Source organism: Kitasatospora sp. NPDC098663 (assembly GCF_044760075.1).
Lineage (GTDB): Bacteria > Actinomycetota > Actinomycetes > Streptomycetales > Streptomycetaceae > Kitasatospora.
In genome coordinates this window covers 1-9623 of record NZ_JBIWAP010000101.1, presented here as the reverse complement: position 1 = coordinate 9623, position 9623 = coordinate 1, and the positions used below count along the sequence as shown (strand labels likewise).

13 protein-coding genes are annotated in these 9623 nt (G+C 66.7%); all 13 read left to right on the top strand.

What is annotated here, in order from left to right; genetic code table 11:
- The first annotated feature begins 348 nt into the window (after positions 1–348).
- Positions 349–1215: a hypothetical protein gene (locus tag ACIQVZ_RS41790; RefSeq protein ID WP_402458232.1), complete on the top strand. Its 867-nt coding sequence runs from the start codon at positions 349–351 to the stop codon at positions 1213–1215.
- An 895-nt stretch (positions 1216–2110) separates the two neighbouring features.
- On the top strand, positions 2111–3955 hold the full coding sequence (locus tag ACIQVZ_RS41785; RefSeq protein ID WP_402458230.1) for an SNF2-related protein: 1845 nt from the start codon (positions 2111–2113) through the stop codon (positions 3953–3955).
- Positions 3956–4532: 577 nt separating this feature from the next.
- Positions 4533–4901 carry a hypothetical protein gene (locus tag ACIQVZ_RS41780; protein WP_402458228.1) on the top strand — a complete coding sequence of 123 codons (369 nt, stop codon included), beginning with the start codon at positions 4533–4535 and terminating at the stop codon, positions 4899–4901.
- A 471-nt stretch (positions 4902–5372) separates the two neighbouring features.
- On the top strand, positions 5373–5669 hold the full coding sequence (locus ACIQVZ_RS41775) for a hypothetical protein (RefSeq protein WP_402458226.1): 297 nt from the start codon (positions 5373–5375) through the stop codon (positions 5667–5669).
- Positions 5659–5934 carry a hypothetical protein gene (locus ACIQVZ_RS41770; RefSeq protein WP_402458225.1) on the top strand — a complete coding sequence of 92 codons (276 nt, stop codon included), beginning with the start codon at positions 5659–5661 and terminating at the stop codon, positions 5932–5934. The genes ACIQVZ_RS41775 and ACIQVZ_RS41770 overlap by 11 nt, the downstream gene beginning before the upstream one ends.
- 113 nt (positions 5935–6047) lie before the next feature.
- On the top strand, positions 6048–6407 hold the full coding sequence (locus ACIQVZ_RS41765) for a hypothetical protein (RefSeq protein WP_402458222.1): 360 nt from the start codon (positions 6048–6050) through the stop codon (positions 6405–6407).
- The gene (locus ACIQVZ_RS41760; RefSeq protein ID WP_402458219.1) at positions 6404–6649 is read left to right on the top strand and encodes a hypothetical protein; all 246 of its coding nucleotides are present in this window, start codon (positions 6404–6406) and stop codon (positions 6647–6649) included. The genes ACIQVZ_RS41765 and ACIQVZ_RS41760 overlap by 4 nt, the downstream gene beginning before the upstream one ends.
- Before the next feature lie 95 nt (positions 6650–6744).
- Positions 6745–6987 (top strand): hypothetical protein, encoded by a 243-nt coding sequence (locus tag ACIQVZ_RS41755; protein WP_402458217.1) that lies wholly within the window; start codon positions 6745–6747, stop codon positions 6985–6987.
- A 311-nt stretch (positions 6988–7298) separates the two neighbouring features.
- On the top strand, positions 7299–8279 hold the full coding sequence (locus ACIQVZ_RS41750; RefSeq protein WP_402458215.1) for a hypothetical protein: 981 nt from the start codon (positions 7299–7301) through the stop codon (positions 8277–8279).
- Position 8280: 1 nt separating this feature from the next.
- The gene (locus ACIQVZ_RS41745) at positions 8281–8613 is read left to right on the top strand and encodes a hypothetical protein (protein ID WP_402458213.1); all 333 of its coding nucleotides are present in this window, start codon (positions 8281–8283) and stop codon (positions 8611–8613) included.
- 111 nt (positions 8614–8724) lie between these two features.
- A complete protein-coding gene (locus ACIQVZ_RS41740; RefSeq protein ID WP_402458210.1) occupies positions 8725–9090 on the top strand; it encodes a hypothetical protein in 366 nt (121 codons plus the stop codon).
- A gap of 2 nt (positions 9091–9092) precedes the next feature.
- Complete coding sequence (locus tag ACIQVZ_RS41735; protein ID WP_402458207.1) at positions 9093–9332, top strand: hypothetical protein; 240 nt, start codon at positions 9093–9095, stop codon at positions 9330–9332.
- A 91-nt stretch (positions 9333–9423) separates the two neighbouring features.
- Positions 9424–9623, top strand: a 200-nt coding sequence (locus ACIQVZ_RS41730) for a hypothetical protein (protein ID WP_402458204.1), incomplete at its 3' end; no start/stop codon positions are given.

Genomic DNA, 9623 nt, shown 5'->3' with positions numbered 1-9623 from the left:
TACCTCGACAGCCCGGCGACCTGACCCCTCCACGAACTTGCGCGGAGCAGCACTAGAGCCCTTAGGATTTCTGGCGGATCACACTGGCCGGACAACCGTCACCGACGACCCGGTTGCGGAGCTAGCCCTTCCTCCCACCACAGTGCACTCAAGCCGGACCCACCGGTCATGCGTTCGCGCAGCGCGAGTTCACGACAGACCACCGTCGTGCAGCCCGCACGCTCGCGCTGAACCGGCCGAAGGAAGAAGTCGATGCCCCAGCTCAGAACAGCCCCACACGGCGCGATACCGCCCGTGGGCCCGACCATGCCGACACTCGTCCCCTACCTCCCGCCCATGATCCGGGAAATGGAACGCTGCTTGTGCGGCCAATCCGGTCTCACCTGCGAGGAGTTGATGTGCAGGTCCTGCCGCGAAGACGCTGTCGCCGTTCACGGCCAGCGTCTCGCACGGCTCCTAAGCACGATCCGCTACGAGCACCGCGGCGTCACCCTGACCTGGACCGAGGTCAGCAGCCACGCCTCCGCCTTCACTCCCCGGGTCAGCTTCCTGGTGCCGGATGTGGACGACCCCCAGGGCCCGCCGCACCTGTTCCTCGGCTTTGCCTACTGGGAGGACGACCAGCTCATCGCCGCCTGCGCGAAGGGAGCCAGCGACGATGAGATCTTGTCCCTCGCCCTGGCCATGGCTCATTACGCCCTCGCCACGCTAGCCATCCACGAAGTTGACGAATGGTACACCTATCGCTCGGCCCAGGTGTACCCCCCGCACCGGCGCGACCAGCACCTGCCGCATGAGGAAGATCGGGGGCCCGACGGGAACGGGGCGGTCGTTCTATGGCTCACCTACAACGGTCCGGCCCACGCCGAGGCCGGTCAGGTCCAGGATGTCCCGATGATTCCGGCGCCCGTCCCCGTGCACGTGGAAGACGTGGCGATCATGCCTGGCCAATCCCTGCGCATGGGGCCCACGGCAATCCAGATCACCCCGACGGCGAGCGCCGTCACCACGAGCAACCAATGGACGGCTCCACGCGACGGCGAGAATGCTCTCGCGGCAGCGCTACGCGACATCCACCACGCCATGGTGATGTCAGAACTCTGCGTGGTAGCACGCAACCTCACCCTGGCGGGCCACCCGGCCTTTGCCGCGAGGCCTGGTTCAGCAGAGGGCGACCGCCTAACCTGGTACGCCTATCTCACGTACGACGGGTGAGCGGCACGCCGTATGCCCCTGGCCTCCCGGCCGGATCGGGGACGGTGATGCGACGCCGGCGCCGCAGACGGACCCCTTCGATCCCGAACGCCTGCATGATCCGGCAACCCACTTGCGGTTGACCGCCTCGCCGCTCGTCTCACAGCTCTCGGCGTGATCCTCAGAACTCCATGGGTGCCGTCCGGGTCCTGCTGCACCGCCCGTATCCAGACTGACGGGCGGCCCGGTCCGAGGCCGTCCGGCGCCAGTAGGAGAAGCTCGAGCGGCTGACTCCGAGGATGCTGCACGGCCGCATCGCGCCGTAGCGGCTCCGAGGTCAGCGACGCACTGGAAGCGGTTGCCCGGCGAGACGCTTCGCGGCCTTCCGCAGGATCTCGCGCTTCTCCTCCCGCTCGCGGACCTTCTTCCGCAGAGCCGCGTTCTCCGCTCTGCGGGCCGACGGCCGGGCCGGATCCTGTGTCCGGCGGCCCCAGGGACGGCTGGCTCCGGCAGCCCTCACCCGGCTCTGTATCGTCTCCGGATTGATCCCGAGATCGGCGGCGGCCGACCTGGTCGTCGCTTTGGGCCGCGACCCGTGCAGTGCGACCGCGTCCGCCTTGAACGCCGGCGGACAGTTCTTCATGACCACGAGATGTCCGTTCTCAGATGCGCACTATCCAACGTCTCGTGTGTTCAGCAGCTGGGGCTGAAGCCCGGCTGCCACCTACCCCCGTAGCCAGCGCTTTTGCACTGGACTCCAGGCGGGCTGCAGATGGTCTGCCATCGGCCACCACCGAGGCGCTGCCCGAGGTCGTGAACATTCAGCGCGGGGCACTGCCTCCCGAGCCGCCTCCGAAGCTGCGCCACGACGCGAACAAGCCTAACCACCATTGGAAGAACAGTCAGGACAAGCAGCATGAATACGTCTACCGCGGCATCCCCGATCTCGCTGATGCCGCATCAGCAGCAGATCCACGACTTCCTCGTTGGCCACCCCTTCGCCGGCGCGTGGCTCGGCGTCGGGGACGGTAAGACGCTCACGACCCTCAGCGTCCTGCAGACGATTCGACCGATAGGGCACATCCTCGTCATCGCGCCCGTGGCGATCGCCCGCTCCACCTGGATCGACGAGATCGAGAAGTGGGGCTTCCCCATCCGGACGAAGTCGCTCATCGTCGACGAGAACGACAGAAAGCTCTCCAAGGCCAAGCGCCTGAAGCGCTTCCGGGAGGTCGCCACCGATCCGCCGACGATGTACTTCATCAATCAGGAGCTGCTGACTCAGCCGTCCCAGGAGACGAAGCTGCTCACGTCAGTGCCGGGAGCAGTGCCTGCCCCGGCCATCTCGCCGGAGGCCACCGCGATCCTGGGTCTGCTCCAGGCACGGGGGCCACTGGTCCGAGACGAGCTGATTGACGCGTACCGTGCTCTGGTCGCCGGCAACGGCAACGACCGGGGTCCTGCCAAGGCCAAGATCCGCGACTGGATTCAGGAGTTGCTCACGTCGGCTCTGGCGACGTGGGAAGCCTATGACTGCCGAAGCTGTTCCGGCGCAGGCTGCGCTCAGTGCCGCTTCGGTCTCGTCGACCAGTTGCCGGTCCAGAACATCGGTGGCCTGGGCACCATCATCTGGCCCTTCCAGACGGTCATCATCGACGAGTCACAGGGCTTCAAGTCGCACGACTCGCAGCGCTTCCAGGCCCTGGCGTCGGTGCGGCCGGCCATGACCCGGCTCATCGAGCTGACGGGAACGCCGAGCCCCAACGGCCTCCATGACTTGTGGAGCCAGGTCTACCTGCTCGACCAGGGCCGGACACTGGGCCAGAACATCACCGCGTTCCGCGACCGCTGGTTCACGCCGAAGATGGTGCCCGGCACCACGACCCCGGCGAAGTGGATCCCCACGGTGAACGCCGAGGCCGAGATCCATCAGGCCATCTCGCACCTGGTGATGAGCGCGCAGAACACGAGCCTGCAGCTCCCGGCGCTCAGCATCCAGGACGTCAACGTCACCCTCCCACCGGATCTGCTCCGGGCCTACAAGGACTTCAAGCGCGACCTAGTCCTGGACATCGTGCAGACCTACACCAGCGACGACGGGAAGCTGACGCAGAGCGTCGAATCGATCGTTGCCGAGAACCAGGCGGTGCTGACGAGCAAGCTGATGCAGTTCGCCTCGGGCACGCTCTACACCGCGGATCCTGACGACCCGACCACGAAGGGGCAGTACGAGGTCATCCACGACAAGAAGATCGAGATGACCGAGTACCTAGTGCGGAACAACGGCGGCGAGCCCGTACTCATCGCCTATCACTTCAAGTCCGACAAGGAGCAGCTGCTCACGCGGCTCCGGAAGGCCGGCATCGACGCGCGGGCCTTCGACGGCTCGCGCGACACGGTCCGCCGGTGGAACGCCAAGCAGATCCCAGTGATGCTGCTCCATCCTGCGGCAGCCGGGCACGGCCTGAACCTGCAGAACGGCGGCTCGACGATGATCTGGTACACGCTGCCGTTCTCACTCGAGCACTACCTGCAGACCAACGGCCGACTCTTCCGCACGGGCCAGACGAAGCCGGTGACCATCCACCGCCTCATCACCAAGGGCACGCAGGACGAGCGGATGCCCTCGGTGCTCGCCGACAAGCAGCAGGTCCAGGACGACCTCCTCGAGGCAGTCTCCGGTGAACGCATACTGCTCGCCGCCCTGGAGGAGGAGATCCAGGACGTCCTCAACGACCTCTGGGTCTCCGAGCACGTCTGAACCCCGTACCCGATCGGCGAGGGCCCGGCTGAGTTTCAGCAGCCGGGCCCTCTGGACGTTCACCCCGTGGGAGGAGCGCTTCGCGGCCCGCGCTGGTGAGAGGCGTGGGTTGGGGCTTCCCCTCGGCATCGCGCCCTGCGGGCGCCGGCCTCGGAACAGGGGTCGGCGTAGCCGACCCGGGGGACAGGAGGCGACGAGACAGCGTCGGCCCCCGCGTCGGTCCGCCTCCCGTCCCGGTCCCCCGATCCTGCACGGCATCACATCCACACCCGGCCAGGAGATCCGTCATGCGCACACGCCTGGCCGTGACCGTCGCTGCAGGAGACTTCGCGTTGGTCTCCTTCGCTAGCTGCGCCGGCTCCGAGGTTCCGGCCTCCGGCGCTGCCGACCGGGATGGCGGCCGCACGAGGCGCAGCACTGCGAGGAGGACGACCCGTCGGTCTCCTCCAGCGAAAGAGCTGCCCACGGGCGCACGTGAAGCTCGACGTCACGCTCGCGCTGATCATCCGCCACTGGCTGCTCATTGACGCCGACGCTGCCGCCACCGTGGTGCGCCGGGAACACCGAGAGGATCAGCATGGACAAGCACTTGCGGCACTTGCGGACTGGGTTGGACCGGGTCGAGGACGAGATTGGCCGCACGATCGCGGACCTGAGCGAAGCGGTCGATACGCTGGCACTGGAGTACACCGCGCACGGTGAAGTGCTGCTGAGCGAGATCTACAAGGTGCGGGTGTCGCTCAGCGTGCTGGATGAGCAGGGCGCCATGCTCGCTCGCGCGGCCGAGTTGCGCGAGCTGGCCGATCGGCTCGTGGTTGCGGCGCACCACCGACCGCCGATGGCGTCGGACGTCGTTCGGGTCGAGCGCTTGGTGTGGACGCAGTCGTCCGTGGGTGCGGAGCTGGAGACCACGATGAAACTGCTCCGGAGGGAGACCGGCGAATGAGCGCGATCCACGAGATGGCGGAGTAGTTCCGTTACATCCTCGATCGCGTCACGTGGTCGCCAAGCATCTGGCAGCAAAGCACCGGAAGCCGCGGGCGCGGAAGCGGCAGAGCCGGATCGAAGGAGCCGAGCGTATCGGCGACCAGGCCCTCTGTTCGTGGGCCGAGCCCGAACAGAGGGCTGCGCGAACACGGTGGCCCCGCTCCTGGTTGAGGAGATCGCCCAGAGCTTCGGCTACAGGGGCGAGAGGCACTTCGCGTTCTCCACGGCGAAACCGACTGGCGACGGCATCGGAATCTCATGATGCGGACGCTGTGGCAGGGTTCGATCCTACGTCGAACCCCCCGGGACTAGCCGTCGAGTCGCGAACTCTGGGGTGTAGGTGGCCACGCTGATCGACCGGCCCGTGCGGTCGGTTGGCGCGGCTGTGCACCGTGCGCAGCCAGTTTTGGGGGTGGAAATGGAGGGATTCATGACTGCCGAGCGTCAGGGCGACCGGCTGTTGGTGGAGAACTACGGGCCGGGCCGGGCGAGGGTCCCGATGTTCAGGCATCGCATCGTCAAGGCGCAGCCAGCCGTCTTCGGGACCATCCGCTACGTCGTCGACCAGGACGGGGCCTGGTGGGCAGCGGGGTGGGTGATCGAGGGGGATGACGTCATGCGGGCGATCGCGTGGCCGCACGATCGGGTGGCCCGGCTGGCCGGCCGGCACCGGGTACGCGAGGACAGCACCGCAACGCGTGCCGAAAGGAACAGTTGTGGAGGCTGACGAGAGTCTGAAGTGCCCGGCGCACACCGTGTACTGGCATGACGTGGTGCGGGTGGCCGGTCGGAGAAGGCTCGTGGTCGACATCTTCGACGGGTACCCCGGGATCAGGCCGAAGGGCATGGTCCGTGTGCAGGCCTTCAAGTCGGACGGCGGCGGAGTTGGGTGGTTCAGCCCGGAGGGCGTCGAGAAGCTGCCGACGATCGAGTTTCTGGGGATGCCGAGCAAGAACCACTTCCCGGAGTTCGGCCAGCCGATCACCTCATGACAGGAAATCCCGCACGAGTTCGACGAGTACCTGACGTGGAACCTGGACGCGGGCTGCCTGTACTGCGGGGCTCCGGAGAACCACCCCGTGCACGTCAAGAGGGAGGAGGGGCGATGAGTGACGCCTACCGGACGGCGGTCGACAAATACCACGACCGGTTGAAGGCTGAGGGGACCGACTTCACCCTGCCGCCGACACCGCGACGAGGCGGCGCCAAGGTCGGTGACCGGGTGACCGCGATGCCGGACGGCTACAGCCTCGACGCCACCGACGAGGAGACGGCTGCAAGGGTCGACAGGCATGTGTCCAACAACGCGTGGGCGGACACCTTCGAGGTATCGACGGTCCGGGAGGCTGCGCGGGCCGCGTACCTGGAGTACGCGCCGGAGTACGTGAGGTTCTTCGACCCAAACACGGAGACGACCGTGCGCCTCGACGAGGACGACTTCACGGATGAGGAGCTGGGCCTGTGAGCCTGGGACTGACGACGGCCGTGGTGCCGCTGTGGGAGGCGCCGATGGCCGGGTGGGCAGAGTGCTCGGCGAGCAAGGACCCGGACCGGGCGCGAGCCTTCGTCCTCGAGGAGCAACCGGGCCGGATCGTGGGGCGGCCGAACCTGTTGTCGGGCGGCTGGTACATGACCGACAAGGGGATCACGCCCGAGCAGTGGACCAGGTGGGCTTGCTTCCCGCGGACTGGCGCGGAGGAGGACTGACCGAGCAGGTGTAGACGGCCACGCTGATCGGCCGGCCACTCGCGGGTCGGCCGGTCGGCGCGGCTGTGCGCCGTGCACGGTCGGGGAGGGGATTCATGTCCCGCGTGTTTGACGGGGCATTACTCGTGCCGAACGTATGGGGGCCGACGGAGCTGTTTCCGGAGGCCGAATTCGAAATCCTGGACGAGGCGCCGCCATTTGCAGCTGGCGCCGGTTACGTTCAGGACGAGTCGACGGGCCGCTGGTATCTCGCGGCTCGAATTCAGGTATCCGCCGGGACATGGTCGGCGTTCGCCTGGCCGGCCGCCGAGGACGGCGCCGCAACCGGCACCGCATAGGGAGGGAATTTGGAAACCGAAAGTCCGAGCTGTCCGATTCACACCGTGTACTGGAACGACGTCGTCAAGGTCGCTGGTCGACGGGGTCTCGTGACCGACATTTGTCGTCCGTGAGGTTCTTCGACCCGGTCACGCTCACGTACATGTGCGTGGATAGGCGCGCCAATTAGGGAGGGAAAATGATCGAGAAGCTCGAATACAGGCGTGACGACTTCGGGCTGACGTTCCGATGGTCCGCCAATGCGCACCACATTACGGTGCGCCCGGACCCTGGCTGGCGGTCGTGATCGTACAACGAGCAGCAGATCTCCATGGCGGAGCCGGACAACCAGCAACTGCTTGTGCAGTTCGGCGAGGACACGCTGAAGGCCGCGGCGGACGGCTGGCTCGCCGGTGAGTACGGCATTCCCGGCACGCGGGACTTCACGGCGATGCCGTGGAAGATGCGCTCGTACGGGCCGAGTTCCGGAACCTGGGAGTATCGGTATACCGGTGGCCAGTTCATCGAGGCCACTCCGGCGAAGCTCGGCGACTGGAAGCCCGTCATCGACATCGAGGCGGACGGCAAGAAGCCCGGCACCTTCCACACCAACTGGCTGTACACCCGGTGGCACGGCTGGGAGCGCGAGTGGATGCGCCGTATCGGCATCACCGAGCGCTACGGCGCCAATGTGGACCTGATGCGGGACGAGTCCCGGCGGTGGGGTGGCTATGCTGGCCAGGATTTGCAGATGGGCTCCGACAGGATCGAAGTCCTGTGGCAGTACTTCCCGTTCACCACCACGCGCACCGACGAGTTCGGCATTCAGTGGGCGTTCAAGTACAGCGGCCCGTACATGTACGCGTACTCGCCGACGACCGGGAATGGCTACCCCATCCGGCTCACCGATGAAGAGCGGGCGAACGCCTCGCGGGAGCGGCTGGAGGCCAGGATCGACCGCTGGCTGGGTAACCAGCTCGGCGAGCTGGTGGACCGGCTCAAGAACGAGCACGAAGACCTGACCCTGCACGTCGACCTGCCGGGCGATGGCAAGACGCTGGTGATCAATCTCATCAAACTCCCGTCCCGTGGACAGAGGTTGGGCGTCGGCACCGCAGTCATGAGGGCGCTGACCCGTCACGCCGACGAGCGTGGCTACCGGATGGCTGCGACGCCGACGCCCGAGTTCGGGTCGAGCCGTGCGGGGGTGGCCCGTTTTGTCGAACGGTTCGGATTCGAGAAGACCAAGCGCGAGGGCTTCGACGCCCCCAAGTGGACCATGACCCGCGCGCCGCAGAAGAAGGAAACCTGACATGCCGGACAAGTTCTGGGTGGAGATCGCTGCACAGCTCGATGAGTTGAAGTCGGCGAAGACGGCGGACGACGTGATCCGCGTCCTGTCGGACGAGCGCAACCCGTACGGTCCGGACTGGGACGGCCGAGACGGCGGCGCCCAGGGGTACTTCGCGGGCAGCGGCGGTGACAACACCGTTGCCGAGGCGCTGGACGAGGCCGGCTGGGACTACGTGTGGGCCAAGGCGGGCTACTACTGGTGCATGAAGGCGCCCGACGACTCGATGATCACCTACATCGAGGGCGACATCTACGGGGGTAGCAAGCGGGGCAACCCCTACGCCCAGCGATGACTCTTCCGGCCCAACAGCTGAATCAAGAGAGTGAATGGGAGTCGCGCCTGGCGCGGTTCCCTTTTGCATGTTCGGGCGCCATTTCGTGTCCATCTTTCGGAGGAATCAATCATGGGGAAGAAGCTCACCGACGCGCATATCCAGATCCTCGGCGCTGCCGCGAATCGCTGGCTGAGCGGGTCGCACGGGTGGGACGACGTGTTCTTCATCAGCACGTGGGTGAGGAACGAGAACGGCAAGCAGCTCGACCGCGGGCTCAAGAGCAACCCGCGACCGGCCACGGTCAACAAGTTGATCAAGGACGGCCTGCTCGACTACCCGCGCCGGGGCGGGGACCTGGCGCTGACCGAGAAGGGGCGGGAGGCGTTCGAGGCTGACGAGCGCACCGTTCAGGTTGTCGCGGGCTCGAAGCTCCAGGTGGTGTTGAAGAACCCGCCGGCCACCGTGCCCGCTGTCGACCTGACGGTCGGTCGGTAGCCATGGGGACGCGCAACTACACGGTGGAGCGTGAGACCCGGGGCGACACCGTTCGGTGGGTCCACGTGCGCGGCACGGGATTCAACCAGAAGGCCGCCGACGCCGCGGCCACAGCGGAAGCCAAGAAGTGGGCGACTGAGCTCGGGATGACCGCGGGCAGCTGGGTGTCCGGCGGAGGGGAGTACGGGGAGCCGTTCCGGCATTCCCTCTGCTTCGTCTTCCGCGCGAAGTCCGGTACCTGACGGGCGACGAGAGCGCGCCCGGGACCGCACCACAACCGGGCGCGCTGTCACCGCCCGCTAACAACTCCAGGTCGGCAATTCAGGAGGGGAAATGCAGAAAATCGTAAGCCTCGCCAAGCCGCAGACCGCGGCCGGCATGACACCGGCGGAGGTCGTCAGTGCCCGGTCGTACTTCCGGGTGCGGCCGTACTACCACGTGCCGAACGGCCCCAGCTCGCTCAAGTCGACGCTCTCCGATTGGGCCTACGAAATCCGGGTGATCGAGGCCTGGGGCGACATGGTCAAGGTCCA

Coding starts and splice junctions, on each gene's coding strand:
- ACIQVZ_RS41745 (WP_402458213.1), top strand. CDS start 8,281: ATGCCGGACAAGTTCTGGGTGGAGATCGCTGCACAGCTCGATGAGTTG.
- ACIQVZ_RS41765 (WP_402458222.1), top strand. CDS start 6,048: ATGAGTGACGCCTACCGGACGGCGGTCGACAAATACCACGACCGGTTG.
- ACIQVZ_RS41735 (WP_402458207.1), top strand. CDS start 9,093: ATGGGGACGCGCAACTACACGGTGGAGCGTGAGACCCGGGGCGACACC.
- ACIQVZ_RS41790 (WP_402458232.1), top strand. CDS start 349: ATGGAACGCTGCTTGTGCGGCCAATCCGGTCTCACCTGCGAGGAGTTG.
- ACIQVZ_RS41780 (WP_402458228.1), top strand. CDS start 4,533: ATGGACAAGCACTTGCGGCACTTGCGGACTGGGTTGGACCGGGTCGAG.
- ACIQVZ_RS41750 (WP_402458215.1), top strand. CDS start 7,299: ATGGCGGAGCCGGACAACCAGCAACTGCTTGTGCAGTTCGGCGAGGAC.
- ACIQVZ_RS41755 (WP_402458217.1), top strand. CDS start 6,745: ATGTCCCGCGTGTTTGACGGGGCATTACTCGTGCCGAACGTATGGGGG.
- ACIQVZ_RS41775 (WP_402458226.1), top strand. CDS start 5,373: ATGACTGCCGAGCGTCAGGGCGACCGGCTGTTGGTGGAGAACTACGGG.
- ACIQVZ_RS41740 (WP_402458210.1), top strand. CDS start 8,725: ATGGGGAAGAAGCTCACCGACGCGCATATCCAGATCCTCGGCGCTGCC.
- ACIQVZ_RS41785 (WP_402458230.1), top strand. CDS start 2,111: ATGAATACGTCTACCGCGGCATCCCCGATCTCGCTGATGCCGCATCAG.